The 17,767-nt window shown below is 69.8% G+C and carries 22 protein-coding genes and 1 pseudogene; 10 read left to right on the top strand and 13 right to left on the bottom strand.

What is annotated here, in order from left to right; genetic code table 11:
- Window positions 1-19: 19 nt before the first annotated feature.
- Window positions 20-934, bottom strand: coding sequence for a menaquinone biosynthetic enzyme MqnA/MqnD family protein (locus tag GR130_RS01875; RefSeq protein WP_443043520.1), 915 nt, complete (start codon window positions 932-934; stop codon window positions 20-22).
- 249 nt (window positions 935-1,183) lie between these two features.
- On the opposite strand from GR130_RS01875, the gene GR130_RS01870 reads away from it, so the two are divergent.
- From GR130_RS01870 to GR130_RS01860, 3 genes are all read left to right on the top strand, one after another.
- Window positions 1,184-1,387, top strand: a complete 204-nt coding sequence (locus GR130_RS01870) for a cold-shock protein (RefSeq protein ID WP_003984261.1) — start codon at window positions 1,184-1,186, stop codon at window positions 1,385-1,387.
- Window positions 1,388-1,799: 412 nt separating this feature from the next.
- The gene (locus GR130_RS01865; RefSeq protein WP_158690127.1) at window positions 1,800-1,937 is read left to right on the top strand and encodes a hypothetical protein; all 138 of its coding nucleotides are present in this window, start codon (window positions 1,800-1,802) and stop codon (window positions 1,935-1,937) included.
- Between the two features lie 12 nt (window positions 1,938-1,949).
- The gene (locus tag GR130_RS01860; protein ID WP_159503091.1) at window positions 1,950-2,261 is read left to right on the top strand and encodes a hypothetical protein; all 312 of its coding nucleotides are present in this window, start codon (window positions 1,950-1,952) and stop codon (window positions 2,259-2,261) included.
- Window positions 2,262-2,264: 3 nt separating this feature from the next.
- Here GR130_RS01860 and GR130_RS01855 read toward each other — a convergent pair whose 3' ends face one another.
- Together GR130_RS01855 and GR130_RS01850 are read right to left on the bottom strand one after the other, a co-directional pair.
- The gene (locus GR130_RS01855; protein ID WP_159503090.1) at window positions 2,265-2,555 is read right to left on the bottom strand and encodes a DUF397 domain-containing protein; all 291 of its coding nucleotides are present in this window, start codon (window positions 2,553-2,555) and stop codon (window positions 2,265-2,267) included.
- Window positions 2,536-3,390, bottom strand: a complete 855-nt coding sequence (locus tag GR130_RS01850) for a helix-turn-helix domain-containing protein (protein WP_159503089.1) — start codon at window positions 3,388-3,390, stop codon at window positions 2,536-2,538. Before GR130_RS01850 ends, GR130_RS01855 begins: the two co-directional genes overlap by 20 nt.
- A gap of 112 nt (window positions 3,391-3,502) precedes the next feature.
- Between GR130_RS01850 and GR130_RS39635 the strand changes: the two genes are divergently transcribed.
- Window positions 3,503-3,718 (top strand): hypothetical protein, encoded by a 216-nt coding sequence (locus tag GR130_RS39635; protein WP_201304776.1) that lies wholly within the window; start codon window positions 3,503-3,505, stop codon window positions 3,716-3,718.
- The gene (locus GR130_RS39630) at window positions 3,715-4,095 is read left to right on the top strand and encodes an ATP-binding protein (protein WP_201304775.1); all 381 of its coding nucleotides are present in this window, start codon (window positions 3,715-3,717) and stop codon (window positions 4,093-4,095) included. Before GR130_RS39635 ends, GR130_RS39630 begins: the two co-directional genes overlap by 4 nt.
- 94 nt (window positions 4,096-4,189) lie before the next feature.
- Here GR130_RS39630 and GR130_RS01840 read toward each other — a convergent pair whose 3' ends face one another.
- Window positions 4,190-6,112 carry an AMP-dependent synthetase/ligase gene (locus GR130_RS01840; RefSeq protein WP_159503088.1) on the bottom strand — a complete coding sequence of 641 codons (1,923 nt, stop codon included), beginning with the start codon at window positions 6,110-6,112 and terminating at the stop codon, window positions 4,190-4,192.
- 470 nt (window positions 6,113-6,582) lie between these two features.
- On the opposite strand from GR130_RS01840, the gene GR130_RS01835 reads away from it, so the two are divergent.
- The gene (locus GR130_RS01835) at window positions 6,583-7,524 is read left to right on the top strand and encodes a hypothetical protein (protein ID WP_159503087.1); all 942 of its coding nucleotides are present in this window, start codon (window positions 6,583-6,585) and stop codon (window positions 7,522-7,524) included.
- A 45-nt stretch (window positions 7,525-7,569) separates the two neighbouring features.
- Here GR130_RS01835 and GR130_RS01830 read toward each other — a convergent pair whose 3' ends face one another.
- The 3 genes from GR130_RS01830 to GR130_RS01820 all read right to left on the bottom strand — a co-directional run bounded on the left by GR130_RS01830 (window position 7,570) and on the right by GR130_RS01820 (window position 10,369).
- Window positions 7,570-8,253: a TetR/AcrR family transcriptional regulator gene (locus GR130_RS01830; RefSeq protein ID WP_236572694.1), complete on the bottom strand. Its 684-nt coding sequence runs from the start codon at window positions 8,251-8,253 to the stop codon at window positions 7,570-7,572.
- A gap of 745 nt (window positions 8,254-8,998) precedes the next feature.
- Window positions 8,999-9,523, bottom strand: a complete 525-nt coding sequence (locus GR130_RS01825) for a DUF3995 domain-containing protein (RefSeq protein ID WP_236572692.1) — start codon at window positions 9,521-9,523, stop codon at window positions 8,999-9,001.
- Window positions 9,524-9,889: 366 nt separating this feature from the next.
- Window positions 9,890-10,369 carry a DUF1453 family protein gene (locus tag GR130_RS01820; RefSeq protein ID WP_159503086.1) on the bottom strand — a complete coding sequence of 160 codons (480 nt, stop codon included), beginning with the start codon at window positions 10,367-10,369 and terminating at the stop codon, window positions 9,890-9,892.
- Between the two features lie 100 nt (window positions 10,370-10,469).
- Between GR130_RS01820 and GR130_RS01815 the strand changes: the two genes are divergently transcribed.
- Complete coding sequence (locus tag GR130_RS01815; protein WP_159503085.1) at window positions 10,470-11,087, top strand: TetR/AcrR family transcriptional regulator; 618 nt, start codon at window positions 10,470-10,472, stop codon at window positions 11,085-11,087.
- 114 nt (window positions 11,088-11,201) lie between these two features.
- On the opposite strand, the gene GR130_RS01810 is transcribed toward GR130_RS01815, so the two are convergent.
- The 5 genes from GR130_RS01810 to GR130_RS01790 form a co-directional block, all read right to left on the bottom strand.
- Window positions 11,202-12,566, bottom strand: coding sequence for a dicarboxylate/amino acid:cation symporter (locus tag GR130_RS01810; protein ID WP_159503084.1), 1,365 nt, complete (start codon window positions 12,564-12,566; stop codon window positions 11,202-11,204).
- Between the two features lie 502 nt (window positions 12,567-13,068).
- Window positions 13,069-13,356, bottom strand: coding sequence for a DUF4229 domain-containing protein (locus GR130_RS01805; protein WP_159503083.1), 288 nt, complete (start codon window positions 13,354-13,356; stop codon window positions 13,069-13,071).
- Between the two features lie 96 nt (window positions 13,357-13,452).
- Complete coding sequence (locus GR130_RS01800) at window positions 13,453-13,977, bottom strand: GNAT family N-acetyltransferase (RefSeq protein WP_159503082.1); 525 nt, start codon at window positions 13,975-13,977, stop codon at window positions 13,453-13,455.
- A gap of 32 nt (window positions 13,978-14,009) precedes the next feature.
- Window positions 14,010-15,173: an aminofutalosine synthase MqnE gene (gene mqnE, locus GR130_RS01795; protein WP_159509641.1), complete on the bottom strand. Its 1,164-nt coding sequence runs from the start codon at window positions 15,171-15,173 to the stop codon at window positions 14,010-14,012.
- 208 nt (window positions 15,174-15,381) lie between these two features.
- Window positions 15,382-15,840: an Lrp/AsnC family transcriptional regulator gene (locus GR130_RS01790; RefSeq protein WP_159503081.1), complete on the bottom strand. Its 459-nt coding sequence runs from the start codon at window positions 15,838-15,840 to the stop codon at window positions 15,382-15,384.
- Between the two features lie 121 nt (window positions 15,841-15,961).
- Between GR130_RS01790 and GR130_RS39625 the strand changes: the two genes are divergently transcribed.
- Complete coding sequence (locus GR130_RS39625) at window positions 15,962-16,099, top strand: hypothetical protein (RefSeq protein WP_201305266.1); 138 nt, start codon at window positions 15,962-15,964, stop codon at window positions 16,097-16,099.
- On the opposite strand, the gene GR130_RS01785 is transcribed toward GR130_RS39625, so the two are convergent.
- The gene (locus GR130_RS01785) at window positions 16,096-16,833 is read right to left on the bottom strand and encodes a UbiX family flavin prenyltransferase (protein ID WP_201304774.1); all 738 of its coding nucleotides are present in this window, start codon (window positions 16,831-16,833) and stop codon (window positions 16,096-16,098) included. The genes GR130_RS39625 and GR130_RS01785 overlap by 4 nt on opposite strands.
- Before the next feature lie 109 nt (window positions 16,834-16,942).
- Here GR130_RS01785 and GR130_RS01780 point away from each other — a divergent pair, with 109 nt between their 5' ends.
- Window positions 16,943-17,536, top strand: coding sequence for a rhomboid family intramembrane serine protease (locus GR130_RS01780; protein ID WP_159503080.1), 594 nt, complete (start codon window positions 16,943-16,945; stop codon window positions 17,534-17,536).
- A 4-nt stretch (window positions 17,537-17,540) separates the two neighbouring features.
- Window positions 17,541-17,750 (top strand): annotated as a pseudogene (locus tag GR130_RS01775) (hypothetical protein); the annotation flags it as partial.
- Between the last annotated feature and the right edge of the window lie 17 nt (window positions 17,751-17,767).

Raw genomic sequence — 17,767 nt, 5'->3', positions numbered from 1 at the left:
CCATCACGCCCGGCGGCCGTCACGCCCGGCGCGCCCCGGCCAGCAGCTCCACCGACACATCGGCCGGGAAGCCGGTCGTCGGACCGACCCGGCGCGCGAACTCGGTGACGCCGCGCAGCTGATCCGCTCCGAACCGGAAGTCGAGCGTGGTGAAGTACCGCTCCAGCACCGCCTCGTCGAAGTGCTCCCAGCGGGCGGCCTGCTCGGCGACCTTGCCGACCTCCTCCAGCGACAGGTCCCGCGAGGCCAGGAACGCCTCGTGCACCTTCTCGACCACCTCCGGCTCGCGCTCCAGGTAGTCCCGCCGGGCCGCCCATACGGCGAAGACGAACGGCAGCCCCGTCCAGTCCTTCCACATCTGGCCCAGGTCGTGCACGTCCAGCCCGAGCTTGGGCCCGTCGTGCAGGTTGGCGCGCAGCGCGGCGTCGCCGATCAGCACCGCGGCGTCCGCCTCCTGCATCATCAGCCCGAGGTCCGGCGGGCAGCGGTAGTACTCGGGCCGCACCCCGATCTTCTCGGCGAGCAGCAGCTGCGCGAGCCGTACGGAGGTCCGCGAGGTCGACCCGAGGGCGACCCGGGCGCCGTCCAGCTGCTCCAGCGGCTTCTGCGAGACGATCACGCAGGACATCACCGGCCCGTCGCAGCCGACCGCGAGGTCGGGGAAGGCGACGAGGTCATCGGCGGCCCGCAGGAATTCGACGAGCGTGATCGGCGCGATGTCGAGATCCCCGCGCACCAGCTGTTCGCTGAGCTTCTCCGGGGTGTCCTTTGTCAGGTCCAGGTCGAGCAGAGTGCCCGTACGCGCCAGGCCCCAGTAAAGGGGCAGGCAGTTCAGGAACTGGATGTGGCCCACTCGCGGCCGGCTGCGACGGTGGCCGGCGTCGGCTCCTGCGGGTGCGTCTGCGGGTGCGTCTCCGAAGGTTGAATTGTCCACATGCGGAGGCTAGACCCGCTCTCCTCGGCGCAACACGGCGGGTCCAGGTATGACCTTTCACGCTCTCGGCTAAACGTGATCTTTGGCTCTTCCGCCTCAGGAGCGCATCATGCTACGCTCAGCGCAAGTTGCAGTTTGGTTTCCCTTGCAGTACAGAGCCTGCGGAGCATGTAACCCGCAGGCTTTTGTAGTTTTCAGACTTGTTTGCAGGTTCTGGAGCAGGGCAACCCTTTGGCCCAAGGAGGGCTCATGGCTACCGGAACCGTCAAGTGGTTCAACGCTGAAAAGGGCTTCGGCTTCATCGCCCAGGACGGCGGCGGCCCGGATGTCTTCGTCCACTACTCGGCGATCAACGCCTCTGGCTTCCGCTCCCTTGAGGAGAACCAGCAGGTTAACTTCGACGTCACGCAGGGTCCGAAGGGCCCGCAGGCGGAGAACGTCACGCCGGTCTAAGTTGCCCGGTCAGACCTTTACCTATTAGGTCGACTAGTAGTACCCAAGGAGCCCCGCTCCTCCTTTCGGGAGGAGATCGGGGCTCCTGCCTTTTGCCCGCCCGCCCTTTGCGGACGCGGTTTTAATGGCAGCTACATGAACTTTTCCCGTCGGCCGCATTGCGCCGCGAGAAACGCGGGAACAGCCCCTCTCCGGCCCGCCCCTCCGGAGAAAACCGATCCTTGTCGCGGAATTAACGCCCCGGAACGATCACTCGGGGGCGGGGCGGAGCCGACCGTTCCGCCATGAACCGTTCACGACGAGTGCCGACAGGCCCCGGTCCGCGGCACCCCCGGAGCCCGCTCGCGGTGGAGTTCCGCCTGATTACGGAAAGTGGTCGCATGGCCACATGACACGGCCTACCGTGGGCAGAATGAGCGAGAACATGCCTCCGCAGAAGCCCTGCCCCGACTGCGGCGGCGCGGGCACCGTGGAGTGGGAGACCCCCGGCGGCCACAAGGTCACCACACAGTGCTCCGGCTGCGCCGGCACCGGAACCGTCCTGGCATAGAGGAGGCAGACCATGGCGGCCTTCAGCAGAAACGGCAAGCCGGTCGGCCTGGACGCCCAGTACGTCGGCAAACTGCCCTGCGCCGGCTGCGGGTTACGTCCGATGAAGCTGCCCGGCCGCGACGGCGGCGTCTGCATCCCCTGCTACGCGGAGGAGCGCACGGCCGCCGGGCGCCGGGCCGCGTCGGCCGGCTCCTGGGTCGCCGCGAGCTTCGTCGGCGACCCGTGCCTGGCGTGCGGCTCGCGCTCCGTCGACGCGAACGGGTGGGCGTTCTGGTGCAACTCGTGCCAGATGCAGACGGCTGTTGCCTTGCCGCCGCGTTGAGGCTCAGCAGTCGCCGGAGGCGGCGATGGCTCCAATGAAGGCGCCCCAGGCGGCAGTTGAGAAGGTGAGGGCGGGGCCCTGAGGGGCCTTGCTGTCGCGGACGGGGACGATGCCGGGGGTGCCGTCGGCGACCTCGACGCAGTCCCCGTCGGAACCGTTGCTGTAGCTGCTCTTACGCCAGCGAGCGCCGCCGGGGAACCCCTCGGCCACCTCTATGCAGGCTCCGCCATCACCGTTGCTGTAGCTGCTCTTGCGCCACCGGGCACCAGTCAAGTCAATCCGGTTGCTTGCCATTTCGATAGTCCTCTGCCGCTGCCTCGATGGTGGCCAGGGACGCCTCAGGCGGCATTGCGGCGGCCCTGAGCCGATCGTATGCCTTGCGGTACCTCCTCACGAGGGCCGGATCGTCAGTGGTGGCACCGCTGTACGACGATTCGGTGTAGACGAGGGGCGGGGCGTCGAGGAACGTCAGGATGATCGCCGGGCCGAGCATGAGCGGGTGCGGGCCACTGTTCCACGGAATGACCTGCACAACGATCCGCCGCCGCCTCACCAACGCCGCGATGCTATCCAGCTGTTCGGCCATCTCCCCTGGCGGAAGGATGGACTGTCGCAGCAATGACTCGTGCAGGATTGCCCAGAACTCTGGAGTCTTGTGGTCGCTCTCGAAGAGGCACGCACGAGCCAACCGGGCGTTGACCTTCTCTTCCACCTCTTCTTCGGTCGCGTTGGGATGTTCCGCCAGCACCAAGGCCCGTCCGTACGGCGCGGTCTGCAACACACCAGGGATGAGAGTGGGGGCCCAGTCCTCGATGGTGTCCGCGTGCTTCTCGGCTTCGAGGATCCGCTCGAAGTACTCCGCATGCCCCGCCCGCCGCGCCTTGCGCACATCCGCGCAGCGGCGTTCGAAGTAGCCGTCGGTCTTCAGGAGGCGGTCCACGTGGCAGGCGAGTTCGACCGGCATGCGGCGCTTGCCGTGTTCGATCTCGCTGAGGTACGTCTCGCCGAAGTAGCTGCCTTCGACGGTCTCCCTGAGCGTCAGGCCGGCCGCTTCGCGCTTCCAGCGCAGTTCGGCGCCGTAGAAGGCCGGGACGCTCGCGGAGCCGTCAACATCCTTGCGTGCGGGCATGGTTCACCTTTCCACCATTCGCTCAGCGAGGTCGGATTCCCTTCCACGCTACGCGGACTCGACGCCACTCTGTGAGCAGTTCGTCACCATGCGCACAGAAGGGTCCACGCCCATGCCACACCCCACCCCCGCCCCCGATGACGTGCACGAGTGTGCGGAAGGGCTCCGTTCCGCGTTGCGGGAGAACGGGATCACGCTGCCGTCCCTGGGGGTCGAGCTGCCGTCGTTCGCGGGGAGTTATCCGCCGCCGCTGGTCGCGCTGGGCAACTGCAACACGGCCACCGCGCGGCGGCTGGCCGAGGTGCTGCGCAAAGCGGCGGCGCGGTGACCTCGCCCTGCAAGCCGCTCACCGTGGAGCTGCTTGCCGTGCCGAAGGAAGTCCCCGTGCTGCGGCGCACCCTGCGTGCGCATCTCGGCAGGGTGTGTCCCGAAGTCGAGCTGTGCGTCAGCGAGTTGCTCGGTAACGTCATTCGCCACGTCGGCGAGGGCTCCCCGGTGACCGTTCACGTCGCCGTCCGCGCCGATGGACGTAGGCGGATCGAGGTGACCGATCCGGATCCCCGGGCGCTGCCCGTGCTGCTGCGGGCGGCGGCCGACGACGAGAGCGGGCGGGGGATGGCGCTGCTGGATGCCGTGGCGCTGCGGTGGGGCGTGCGGCAGGGGGAGGCGGGCAAGACGGTGTGGTGCGAGGTCGCCGACCCGTAGCGCGGGTACGGCGAAAACCCCGTGCCACCTCCCCCACAGAGGTGACACGGGGTTCTAGTTTGACGTGCGGAGAGTCACAGCTCCATACCGGGGGTTACTGGCTTTCGTAAAGCTGGTCTATCTCTTTTGCGAAGTCGCGGGCGACCAGGGCGCGGCGGAGTTTGAGGGAGGGGGTCAGATGCCCGGTTTGCTCGCTGAAGTCCGCCGGGAGGACGGCGAAGCGGCGGATGGACTCGGCGCGGGAGACGAGTTTGTTGGCGTCGTCGACGGCGTGCTGGATGTCGGCGAGGAGGCGTTCGTCCCGGACGAGTTCGGTGAGCGGGGTGTCGCGTTTCCTGGTCATCTGGCGCCAGTGGGAGAGGCCGTCGGGCTCCAGGGTGATCAGCGCGGTGACGTACGGGCGGTTGTCGCCGACGACCATGCACTGGCCTACGAGGGGGTGGGAGCGGAGGCGGTCCTCCAGGGGCGCGGGGGCGACGTTCTTGCCGCCGCTGGTCACGATGATCTCCTTCTTGCGGCCGGTGATGGCGAGGTAGCCGTCGGCGTCGAGGGCGCCGATGTCGCCGGTGGGGAGCCAGCCGTCCCGGTCGGTCGCCGGGCGGGCGGCGCCCAGCTCGGCGTCCCAGTAGCCGGAGAAGACGTGGCCGCCGCGGAGCAGGATCTCGCCGTCGTCGGCGATGCGGACGGCGCTGCCGGGGAGCGGCCAGCCGACCGTGCCGATGCGGGGGCGGAGGGGTGGGGTGACGGTGGCCGCGGCGGTGGTCTCCGTCAGGCCGTAGCCCTCGAAGATCTCGATGCCGGCGCCGGAGTAGAAGGCGGCGAGGCGGTGGCCCAGGGGGGAGCCGCCGCAGATCGCGTAGCGGACCCGGCCGCCGAGGGCGGACCGGATGCGGCGGTAGACGAGGGGGTCGTAGAGCTTGCGGGCGGCCCTGAGGCCGACGCCGGGGCCGGGGCCGGTGCCGTGTTCGCGGGCCTCGACCGCCTCGCCGTAGGCGCGGGCTATCCGGGCGGCGCGGTCGAACGAGGCGGCGCGGCCCATTTTCTCGGCGGTGGCGCGGCCGGTGTTGAAGACCTTCTCCAGGACGTAGGGGATGGCGAGGAGGAAGGTGGGCCGGAAGCCGGCGAGGTCGGCCAGCAGTTCGTCGGTCTGGATGCTGGGGGCGTGGCCGAGGCGGACCCGGGCGCGCAGGCAGCCGACGGCGACCATCCGGCCGAAGACGTGCGAGAGGGGCAGGAAGAGGAGGGTGGCGGCGGGCTCGTCGCTGACGGACCGGAAGACGGGGTGCAGCAGCTCGACGGCGTTGTCGACCTCGGCGAAGAAGTTGGCGTGGGTGAGGGCGCAGCCCTTGGGGCGGCCGGTGGTGCCGGAGGTGTAGACGAGGGTGGCGAGGGCGGGCGGGGCGACGGCGGCGCGGCGCGCGTCGACGGCCTCGTCGGGGAGGTCGCGGCCGGCGTCGACGAGCTGGGCGACGGCGCCGGTGTTGAACTGCCAGAGGTTGCCGAGCGCGGGGAGGTGGGTGCGGACGGCGCTGATCAGGCGGGCCTCGTCGACGGTCTCGACGACGCAGGCGCGGGCGGCGGAGTCCTGGAGGATCCACTGCGCCTGGTAGGCGGAGGAGGTCGGGTAGATGGGGACGGTGACCAGGCCGGCGGCCCAGGCGGCGAAGTCGAGGAGGGTCCATTCGTAGGTGGTCCGCGCCATGATCGCCAGGCGGTCGCCGGGTTCCAGGCCGTGGGCGATGAGCCCTTTGGCCACGGCGCGCACTTCGCCGGCGAACTCGGCGGCGGTGATGTCGCGCCAGGCGCCGCTGGGCTGCCGGCGGGAGAGGACGGTCTCGTGCGGGGCCTCGGCGGCGTTGGTGAAGGGGATGTCGCCGAGCGAGCCGGTGCGGACGGGCGGGGCGAGTGGCGGGACGGAGACCTCGCGGACGACTCCCTCGACCAACACCCGGTGGGGCTGGACGAGTTGGGGGACGGCAGGGGCAGGTGCGGGGGGTGCACTGTCCTGGTTGAACACGAGCGGCTCCTCGTTTCTCCGGTGACGTGCGGGGGGTGGCGGGGACGCGGGGCGGGGCGGGCGGGGTGCCGGGCGGCAGTGGCAAATGGCGGTATCCGATTTGCGGCGGGCGGTGGTGCCGGTTCGGCCGGGAGCGCCGCGGGGCCGGGGTCCACGGGACCGGTTCCGCCGCGCCGGCCGCGTCGCACCGGCGCCACCGGACCGTGAATTCCGCAGGATTCCAGCCCTCGGCCCCCTCCGACCCCCCAATGACCCGTCAGTAACCTTACTTCCGGGTAAATTTACGCCGGAGCTCCGGTGCGGCCAAGAGCCGTACACGACATCCGCACACCGCGCGCCTCGTCCTTTCGACCGGGTGAACCTTGTCCAATGTTCCGATGTGTCCGTATTGATCCGGAAATAGCTTGGAGTGCGTCGGTTTGCCGACACCACTTCACGCGCATCGCACATCGAGAAGGGTTACGAGCTCCATGAAGACCACCCGCATCTCCCCCGCCTCGCGCATCTCCCTGCGTGCCATCTGCACCGCCGCCCTGCTCGCCGGGGCCATGGCCGTCCCGGCCGCCGCGTTCGCGGGCACGCCGGGGCAGCAGGAACGGCCCGCGTCCACCGGCGCCGCGCACTCCGCACCCCAGGCGCCGGCCAAGGGCAAGGTCAGGGCCGTCGACATCGGCGGCGGCATGGAGGCCGTGATCCACAACGGGGTCTGCGACCTCCAGGCCATCGGCAGCGGCCGGCCGTTCGCGACCCTGCGGAAGGGGCAGAGCTACACCAACGGCATCCACGTGTACTTCGACGGCCGGAACGTCAGCGCCAGGTCGCAGGGCGAGCGCACCCACGGCAAGGTCAAGCCGAACCCGGCCCGTACGGTCAGGCTGTCCAACGGCGCGCAGGCCACCGTCCAGAAGGTCAACGGCAGCTACACGGCGAAGATCCAGGTCAGGAACAAGCGGATCGCCACCCTCGACTCGGCCCACCGGTCCGTCACGCACCAGGGCGTGCGCTACACGGTGAACCCGAAGGACGGGAAGGTGGCGGTCCAGCGCATGAAGAAGCGTCAGATGCTGCACCGGATGACGCACCGGGTGATCCACGTGCGGGCGCACCACCTCCAGAGGCCGCACTTCCAGCGGCCGGTGACGAGCTACGCGCAGACGCCCGCGGCGAGCCCCGCGCAGCCGACGGCGAACTACGCGACCTACGCGAGCCCCGCGCAGCAGCCGGTCACGGGCCAGACGCCGTTCGGCGGCCAGGCACAGACGCCGATGTACGGCCAGGCGCAGACGCCGATGGTGGGCCAGGCGCAGACGCCGATGTACGGCGGCGGGTGGATGCACCGGTCCCGGCACGGTGCGTCGGCGGGCGCGATGGCGATGTCGTACTCGGCCGCGGGCTCCAGCTCGGGCCGCTGACGGGACGGTCGCGGGTGTGACCGACGCGGCGCCGGGGCCGGCTGCTCAGCCCCCCGGCGCCCAGCGCTCCCCGGCCATGAGGCGCCCGAGCCCCGCCCAGACGAAGTTCATCAGCGTGGCCGCGGTGTCCTTGGCCGTCGGCCGCTCCCGTTCGCCGGAGAAGCCGAAGGCCGAAGTGCCGTCGGCGGTCCGGGCGTTGGCCCACTCCGCGAGCGATTCCGCGGCGCCGACCAGGGCGTGCGCCAGGCCCGCCACCTCGCGGTCGGCCAGTTCGCCGTCGCAGCCGGCCTCCTTCGCGGCGGCGCCGATCAGCACGGTGACGAACCGGACGATCTCCGCCCGCATCGCGGCCACCTCGACCGCGAACGGCTCCCCCTGCGTACGCGCCTGCTGGTGCAGCACCGCCCACCCGTCGGGGTGCTCGGCGGTGTGCGCGAAGAACCCCTTCAGCCCGCTCCACAACTGCCGGTCGGCCGCCGCGTCCGGTTCCACGGCCGCCGTGACGGCCGCCACCAGCGCCGCCGACTCGCGCCGGATGACCGCGCTGAACAGCTCCTCCTTGGAGTTCAGATAGAGGTAGACCAGGGGCTTGGAGACCCCGGCCCCTTCGGCGATCTCGTCCATCGAGGCCGCCCGGTACCCGCGCCGCGCGAACGTCCGCACCGCGGCGTCCAGCATCTGCTGTTCCCGGACCGGCCGCGGCACCCGCTTGCTCTTCGCAGCTCCCACCCTGAATACCCCTCCATCATCCGCCCCCTTTACGGCATTTACCGCAAAGTAAGTTTACGATCTTCACTCTCCACACCCGGCAAGTTGATGACATGATCCCGACCATAGCGAGACGATACGTACCGTTACGTTGAGCCGGCACACGACGCCCGGACCGCACCCCGCTCCCCCACGCCCGGGAGGTCCCCGCCCGCAGCACTTCGTCGACGCCGCCCCCGGCATCGCCTGCGGCCCGGACGGCCTCGGCATCGCACACGCGCATCTCGTCGGGCTGTCATTGGGCGGCATGCTGACCCAGATGACGCTCGCCGACCACCCCGACCGACTGCTCAGCGCCACCCCCATGGGCACCAGCGCCCTCAGCACCCTCCCGCACACCCCGCCGGACGGCGGCACGGTGCCCGTCGAGGAGCCGCCGGGCACCGCGCCCGAGGTCCTGGAGACGTGGGCCCGACCGGCGGCGGATCCCGGCCGGGAGGCGGGTATCGCGCGCCGGATCGCACACTGGCGGGTACTCGACGGTGGTCAACTCCCTTTCGGCGAGGAGTACTTCCGCATCCTGGAAGGATGCCATCGCGCGCACCGGGCACCACCGCGATGGCACCGCCCACGGCCGCGCCGGCGACGGCGGGACGCTGCGGCACGGCGGCTCCTGGGCCGGGGGCGCTTACGACGCGATACGCGATATTGGAGATCCGCCGTAGGCGGTCGGCGGCCGAGTTCTGTTGCGACCGTTCCGGGCCAGCTATCCGATTCCGGCGATCAGGGCTGTCGCGGACAGCGCCAGCGCGCCCAGGCCGCCGACGATACCCGCGATCATGGCATCCCGGCGGTCAGCCGCCCCGCTCAAGTGAGTCCGTGCGGCGAATACGAAGGTGAGCCCACCAGCCACGAACCAAGGTCCCCAGAGGTAGGTGTACCAGCGGCTGACCGGCAGCAGTTCCGGGGCGAGTGCGATGACGTGTGTCTGTACAAGCAGTCCCTGCCCAACAAACAATGCTCCATGCCATACGAGCAGTACCCCCGCGCCCCACGCGGTCAACTGCAGGAGGCGATTCATGCCGCGTCCCCACGTGCGGCGGCGCACCAGAGAAAGGCCAAGCATTCCGCCGACGACTTTGAGTACTCCGGTCACCCACAACACCGTGATGAAGCCGGGATTTCGCTCTCGTGCCAGCTCGACCAGTGACGGTGAGATCGTGGACGCGGCCCCGGCCAGACCGCCCATCGCCCAGTAGAAGCTGGGAACGGCGAACGCGAACCCCCACACGGCAGCGGCATACCCAGGCCATCGGGCCAGGGAGCTCGCCGTTTCACGACGCAGACTCGTGATCGCAATTGTGCCCTGCCCGTCAAACGGCTCATACGCTGTATCGGCAGTCTAGCCATGACCTGACGGTGACCTCACGGGTTGGTGATGTTGTGAGGCTCGCATGGTCACCGTCACCTATCGGTACGACCCTGAGGATGTGACTCAGTGTCCGTTCTGCCGTCGAGATTTGGGAGCGTACTCAATTCCCGTGCAGCAGTCCGCTGTTCAGCCACTTGCCCATTCGTAGCAGTCGAGGTTGCGACTGCCGTGTGACAGCGTTCGTGGATGGTGCCGCCGCGGGGCGGCGATGCACATGACGGCCCGTCAGCGTCCGCGTGCTGCTGGCGTGAACGGAATGCCGGAGAGCATCCCACGCCGTCCCACCACCAGCGATTCCCCGAGGAAGCTCACCCCGAGGGAGAGCTGGACCGGGCGGGCACCTTCATGCATGCCCATCCTCACCGCGAGAACGTTGAAGCCCGCCATGGCCACCAAGCTGCCCACCATGACGAGAAAGGTGCGCCCGGTATAGCGCTGCCACAAAGCGCCGTTTCTGTCGGTGAGTTCGATGGTCGTGCCGCGCAGTGCGCCGAGAGCGGCACCCAGTACCGCGCCCGAGACGACCCACGCGTAGTCGGTGCCGGTCACCCCGGTCATCTTGACCAGGGACATCACGCCGATGCCGGTGAGGATCACCGGCGCCCCGAACAGCTCCCGTGCATTGACCGGTTCACCGATCCGCCGCTTGATCACCACAGCGATCACGAGCACCACGATGATCGCCGTCAGCAGCCAGGGATTCACGCACACACCACCCATCTTGACGTTGACATGCCTCGCCGCGCGCCTTTTATGGCACGATCGAGCCAAAAAGATATTAGCCCGACCGTGCTATAACGACAACATGCCGAAGATCGTGGACCCGGAAGCCCGCCGCCGCGCCGTGGCACAAGCCGTCCTGACCGTCGTCGCCCGGCACGGCCTGGAACACGCCTCGCTCCGTAACGTCGCCGAAGAGGCCGGCCTCGCCATCGGCTCGATCCGCCACTACTTCGCGGACCACGACGAGTTGATGACCTTCACCATGCGGGAGCTGAGCCGGCGCATCGGCGAGCGCATCCGCACCCACGCCGAGCGGCTCCTCGCCCCCGACGCCGACATCGACCGCCGGGCGGCCACCGAGGAACTACTGGCCGAGTTCCTCCCCCTCGACGACACCCGCCGCGAAGAGGCGGTCCTCTGGATCACCTTCACCGCCGCGACCCACACCCGCGCCGAACTGCGGCCTCACGCAGCCGAGATGCAGCAGGACATGCACGCCCTCATCGTCCGCGTGCTGTCCGAGGCCCAGCGCATGGGCGGACTGCCAGCCGGCCTGGATGCGGACCTGGAGGCCCATCGCCTGGCGGCCCTGCTCGACGGCCTCACCCTGCAAGCGGCGCTCCTCCCGGACCGCATGCCGCCGGAGCAGCAACGACAGGTGCTCCGGCGGCACTTGGACGCCCTCACGTCGGGCAGGTAGCGGGGTGAGTCGTGCCGCCGCGCCTGCTAACCAGTGCGGCGCGTGTCAGACAACACGCAGCTGCGCCCCGACCATGACATGGTCGGGGCGCATCCCGGAGGCCGGCGCAGAGCGCTACGCAGCAGCCGGCACCGACACGGAGACCTTCTCGGGCTCGGCGTCGGTGGTGTCGTTGTCGCCGATGCGGATGCTGGTGGCGTGCGCGTAGGCGTCGCGGTCCAGGATCTTCTCGCGAGCGGAGACCAGGATCGGTATGACTGATTGCCCAGCAACGTTCGTTGCAGTCCGCATCATGTCCAGGATCGGGTCGATGGCCATCAGCAGGCCGACGCCCTCCAGGGGGAGGCCCAGGGTGGAGAGGGTCAGGGTCAGCATGACCGTGGCGCCGGTGAGGCCGGCGGTGGCGGCGGAGCCGATGACCGAGACGAAGGCGATCAGGACGTAGTCAGCGATGCTCAGGTGGACGTTGAAGATCTGCGCGATGAAGATCGCGGCGATCGCCGGGTAGATCGAGGCGCAGCCGTCCATCTTGGTCGTCGAGCCGAACGGCACCGCGAAGGAGGCGTACTCCTTCGGCACGCCGAGGCGCTCGGTGACCTTCTGGGTGACCGGCATGGTGCCGACCGAGGAGCGGGAGACGAAGGCCAGCTGGATGGCGGGCCAGGCGCCGCGGAAGAACTGGAGCGGGTTGACCTTGGCGACGGTCGACAGCAGCAGCGGGTAGACGCCGAAGAGGACCAGCGCGCAGCCGACGTAGATGTCGACGGTGAAGGTCGCGTACTTGCCGATGAGGTTCCAGCCGTACGTCGCGATGGCGTGGCCGATGAGGCCGACGGTGCCGATCGGGGCGAGGCGGATGACCCACCACAGGGCCTTCTGGAGCAGTTCCAGTGCGGCGCGGCTGATCGTGAGGACCGGCTCGGCCTTCTCGCCGAGCTGGAGCGCCGCGATGCCGGCGACGGCCGCGATGAAGACGATCTGAAGGACGTTGAGCTGGGTGAACGGCGTGATGACGTCGGTGGGCACGATGCCGGTCAGGAAGTCGATCCAGGAGCCGGTGTGCTGGGGGAGCTTGCCGTCCTTGGGGGTCAGGCCGGTGCCCGCGCCGGGGTGCGTCAGCAGGCCGATGGCCAGGCCGATCGCGACCGCGATGAGCGAGGTGGCCATGAACCACAGCAGCGTGCGGGTGGCGAGCCGGGCGGCGTTGTTGACCTGCCGCAGGTTGGTGATGGAGACCAGGATCGCGAAGAAGACCAGGGGGGCGACGGCCAGCTTGAGCAGCTGGACGAAGAGGCTCCCTATGTGCTCCAGGGTGGAGCCGAGCCAGCCGACGTCACCGCTCTTGGCGATCCAGCCGAGCAGCACGCCGAGGGCGAGGCCGGCCAGGATCTGCACCCAGAACGGGATCTTGGGTATTCGGGAGGACCTGGGTGACTGGGGCGCCTGTGCGGACGCGGGGGTCTGGGCAGACGTGGACAACGGACACACTCCGGGGACGGGTCAGACGAAGGACGCGGGGCGTCGGGAACGGCGTGAAGGGGCGCCAGGAGGTCCGTACGAACAGGCAGGGATCTCCGGCCGCTGGGGAAGGGCGTCAGCGGCGGCGACAGGCCGCGGACAGACAGCGGCAGAGATCGACGTGCAGGCGCTCCACGAGCGGGACGCTCATGGGTGTCGAGGGCGCGGCTGCTGTCTTCATGTCCGATACGTTAACACTTGAACTTTGAGGAACCCAAAGGGATTCTTTGGGATGCGGAGAGGCCGGGAGGCCGCCGGCCGGGCAGGCAAAACGGCGCCCGGTCCGGGGAGTTGGGACTCCGCGGACCGGGCGCCGGTCGGATTCACGGGGGCGGGACGCGCGCCGGAGTGACGCGTCTTACAGCCCGCCGCCTCGGGGAGGGGTGGTGCGGGTGTGCCGTGCGGGCACCGTGCCGGGGCCCTGTCGGCCTGGGGCCTTCGCCCCTGACCCGTCGGGCAGACCCTAGAGCCCGTCCTCCATGCTCTGGTTGGCCGCCAGCCGCTCCTTCTGGCGGTCCACCTTGGCCACGATCTGCTCGGACATCGCGTCCCGCTGCTTGCGCAGCAGCACGAAGCTGAGCGGCGCGGAGATCACGATGGCGAGCAGCAGCAGCCAGATGGTGTTGGAGTTGCCGACGCCGAGCGGAATGATCCCGAAGTAGGCGAGCACCCACACCACGGCGAAGCAGGCGACGAACAGGCCGATGCGAAGGGCGGTGTAGCGGAGCGTGGCGAACTTGGGGCTACTCACGGACGGGACCTTCTTCTCAACGGCAACCGAAAGGGTCTGCGTCCAGTCAAGCACAGCTCCCGGGGCGATCTTCCGGGCCCCCGGCAGGGGGCCGGCTCAGCCCAGCTGCCGCCACATCGTGACGTCGTCGCGGAAGTCGCCCTCGGCGACCTTGATCGCGCCGGGGACCCGGCCGACCTCCTTGTAGCCGCAGGCTTCGTAGAAGCGGGGCAGGCCGGTGCCGCCGCGGCAGGTCAGCCGGATGCCGGTGATCCCGTCGATCCCGCGGGCGGACTCCTCGACCGCGGCCATCAGGGCGCGGCCGGTGCCCCGGCCCTGGAGGGAGGGGTGGACCATGACCGTGTAGACCCACAGCCAGTGGGTCATCAGGCGGTGCGGATTCAGGGAGAGGAAGGCGGTGGCCACCACCCGGCCGTCCTCGTCGCGGCCTGTCAGCAGGCGCTTGCGGCCCTTGGCCAGCTCCGTCAGATGCCCGAGCAGGTCGGGCCGGATGTCCTCCCGCGTCACGGGCGGGACGAAGCCGACCGCACCGCCGGCGTTGCTGACGTCCGCCCACAACGCGCAGATCCCGTCGCGGACTTCCGGAGTGACGGAAGGGTCCAGGTCGAAACGCACGTTCATGACCTGGACCCTACTGCGCACCACTGACAGCGTCAGAGCCGCATCGGCTGCGGGGCCTCGCGGCGCTCCGCGTCCGGGCCGGGGTACTCGCGGATGGTCTCGTAGCGGGTGTTGCGCTCGACGGGGCGGAAGCCGGCGTCGCGGATCAGGTCCAGCAGGTCGTCGCGGGTGAGCTTGTTCGGCGTCCCGTAGTTGTCCGCGTCGTGCGTGATCTTGTACTCGACGACCGAGCCGTCCATGTCGTCCGCGCCGTGCTGGAGGGCGAGCTGGGCGGTCTGGACGCCGTGCATCACCCAGAAGACCTTGACGTGCGGGACGTTGTCGAAGAGGAGCCGGGAGACCGCGAAGGTCTTCAGCGCCTCGGCGCCGCTGGCCATGGTCGTCCGCGCCTGGAGCCTGTTGCGGACCTTGCCGTCCTGCATGTCGACGAAGTCGTGCTGGTAGCGCAGCGGGATGAAGACCTGGAACCCGCCGGTCTCGTCCTGGAGTTCACGCAGCCGCAGCACGTGGTCGACGCGGTGGCGGGGCTCCTCGATGTGCCCGTACAGCATCGTGCACGGGGTCTTGAGGCCCTTCTCGTGCGCGAGGCGGTGGATCCGCGACCAGTCCTCCCAGTGGGTGCGGTGGTCGACGATGTGCTGCCGGACCTCCCAGTCGAAGATCTCGGCGCCGCCGCCGGTCAGCGACTCCAGGCCGGCGTCGATCAGCTCGTCGAGGATCTCGGAGGCGGTCAGGCCGGAGATCGTCTCGAAGTGGTGGATCTCGGTGGCGGTGAACGCCTTGAGGGAGACCTCGGGGAGGGCTTCCTTGAGCGCCTTGAGGGAGCGCGGGTAGTAGCGCCACGGCAGGGTGGGGTGCAGGCCGTTGACGATGTGCAGCTCGGTGAGGTTCTCGTTCTCCATCGCCTTGGCGAGGCGGACGGCCTCCTCGATGCGCATCGTGTACGCGTCCTTCTCGCCCGGCTTGCGCTGGAAGGAGCAGTACGCACAGGACGCGGTGCACACGTTGGTCATGTTGAGGTGGCGGTTGACGTTGAAGTGGACGGCGTCGCCGTTCTTCCGCGTCCGCACCTCATGGGCGAGCCCGCCCAGCCAGGCCAGGTCGTCGGACTCGTAGAGGGCGATGCCGTCCTCGCGGGTCAGCCGCTCCCCGGCGTGGACCTTCGCCTCCAGCTCGCGCTTGAGGCCCACATCCATCGACGCAGCCATCCGGTCGCCTCCCACTATCTGTGTGTGTCACTGGCCGTTTCGTGCGAAAAACGAGCTTCGCCGAGCCTACTCCCCCGGTTTCACGGCGGACGGAGGCCCCTTGGGGCCCGGGGGACGGACCGCGCCCCGGGGCCCCGGGCGGGTGCGCCGGGCGGCGCCCCGTCCGCCGTGCACGGACACCTGCCCACGGCCCCGCTTACTCGACCTCTTCGGGCAGCTCGCCGACGCGGTTCTCCCACTTGGTGGAGAGCACGATCGTGGTCCGCGTACGGGAGACGCCCTTGGTGCCGGACAGCCGCCGGATGGTGCGCTCCAGCCCGTCCACGTCGCCCACCCGCACCTTGAGCATGTACGAGTCGTCGCCGGCGATGAACCAGCAGTCCTCGATCTCGGCGAGGTCCTTGAGCCGGCGGGCGACGTCCTCGTGGTCGGCCGCGTCCGACAGGGAGATGCCGACCAGGGCGGTGACGCCGAGACCGAGCGAGGCGGCGTCGACCGTCGCGCGGTAGCCGGTGATCACGCCGGCCGCTTCGAGGCGGTTGATCCGGTCCGTGACGCTGGGCCCGGAGAGGCCGACGAGCCGGCCGAGCTCCGCATAGGAGGCCCTGCCGTTCTCGCGAAGTGCCTGGATGAGCTGCCTATCCACCGCGTCCATGCCCTCTAGCCTTCCAATCTTTCCGCTTTTTTGCGTTCTGCATGTAGAATCTAAGGCATCAGGGCTTCCGGCCCTGCGATTCTCTCTACGATCAACGACGATCTTCACAGGAGTTGTCACCGTGTACTCGATCGAGATGGCCTACGCCCGCATGCGCGAGCTGCAGGACCAGGCCAATCGTTCACGTGCCGCCCAGCAGGCCGCCACCCCGCGGCCCCGGCGCCGCCTCGGCCGCGCCGTCACCTCGAAGAAGCGCTAGGGAGCGTTCGGGGCCTCCCCCTTGGAGCCACCCCGCAGCTCCCCTTCCCACCGCCGGTACAAACCGTGCGGCACCTCCGCCGCATCGAGAACCCGGCCGGCGACGAAGTCCACCAGATCCTGGATGTGCGTCGCCCCCGCGTAGAACGCCGGAGAGGCGGGCAGCACCACCGCGCCCGCCTCGTCCAGCGCCACCAGAGCCTTGAGCGTCTGCCCGCTGAGCGGGGTCTCGCGCACCGCGACCACCAGCCGGCGCCGCTCCTTGAGCGTCACGCTCGCCACCCGCTGGAGCAGGTCCTTCGACAGCCCCAGCGCCACCCCGGCCACACACGCCGTGCTCGCCGGGACGATCAGCATCCCCTTCGCCGGGTACGAACCCGACGACGGCCCCGCCGCCAGATCCCCGGCCGGCCAGTACCGGACCGGTGCCAGCGACTCCTCGGTGACCGGGAACGTCTCCGGCTTGCCGTCCGCCCCGCGCGCCAGCCACTCCCGCAGGTCGCTGCGCCAATGGGCGTCGCGGAAGGCGATCCCGGTCTCGTCCAGCAGGGTCAGCCGCGACGCCCGGCTGACGATGAGGTCCACCGCCTCCCCGGCCGCGAGCAGCCCCCGCACCACGGACGCGGCGAACGGCGTCCCGGACGCACCGGAGATCCCCACGACCCACGGGCGGCGGCCCGGGTCCCGTGTGCCGGTGTCGGTCTGCTTGCTGATGTCGTTGTGCGGCGGCTCCACGGATCGAGCCTATCCGGCGGAACCACCGGGGCCGTCACGACCGTTCTTACGTGTGCGCCCGGACGGAGCCGGGCAGGCGCCGGGACAAGCCGGGGACGAGGGGGCGGAGATGACATCACGGGCCAGATCCGCGGCCGGCCTGATGCTGGGCTGGATCGCGCTGCTGTGGGTCCTGGAGGGCGTCGACCTCGTCAGCGGCAACGCCCTCGACAGCTTCGGCATCCAGCCCCGGGACCTCACCGGGCTCGTCGACGTGGTGCCCGCCGCCTTCATCCACTTCGGCTTCGGCCATCTGGCGGCCAACACCCTCCCGCTGCTGGTGCTCGGCTTCGTCGCCGCGCTGCGCACCGGGATCCGGCGGTTCCTCGGGGTGGTGCTGCTGATCATCCTCGTCAGCGGCGTGGGCGTCTGGTTCACGGCCGCACCGCACAGCAACACCGCGGGCGCCTCCGGCGTGGTCTTCGGGCTCTTCGGCTTCCTCCTGGTGCGCGGCTTCATCGAGCGCAAGCTCCTCGACGTGGGCATCGGTGTGGCCGTCGGCGCGGTCTACGGCTCGATCGTCTGGGGCGCGCTGCCGACCGACAGCGGCATCAGCTGGCAGGCGCATCTGTTCGGGCTGATCGGCGGGGTGCTGGCGGCGTTCGTCTTCCGCGAGCGCGGCCGGGCGATGACGGCGGGGACGGCTGTCCGACCCGTCCCGTAGTCTCGAGCGCCTGGCCGCGCTGCCCGGCGTCACCGTCCTGGACCTGGACCTGCCCGCCGCCCTGGCCATGGCACGGCAGCAGACCTGGGCCGCGGCCCACTGCCAGTACGCGGCGCAACCCGCCCCCGAACGCCCCGACGGCGCGATCGTGGCCACCACCGCTCCACAGCGATGGGGAGGAGAAGCAGTCCGTGTCCTGGACCTCAACACCTGAAACGTGCCGCGGCGAGC

It is taken from the genome of Streptomyces sp. GS7 (assembly GCF_009834125.1).
In the GTDB taxonomy this organism is placed as follows: Bacteria; Actinomycetota; Actinomycetes; order Streptomycetales; family Streptomycetaceae; genus Streptomyces.
Note: the sequence above shows the minus strand (reverse complement) of the source record. Positions and strands in the feature narration are given on the sequence as shown.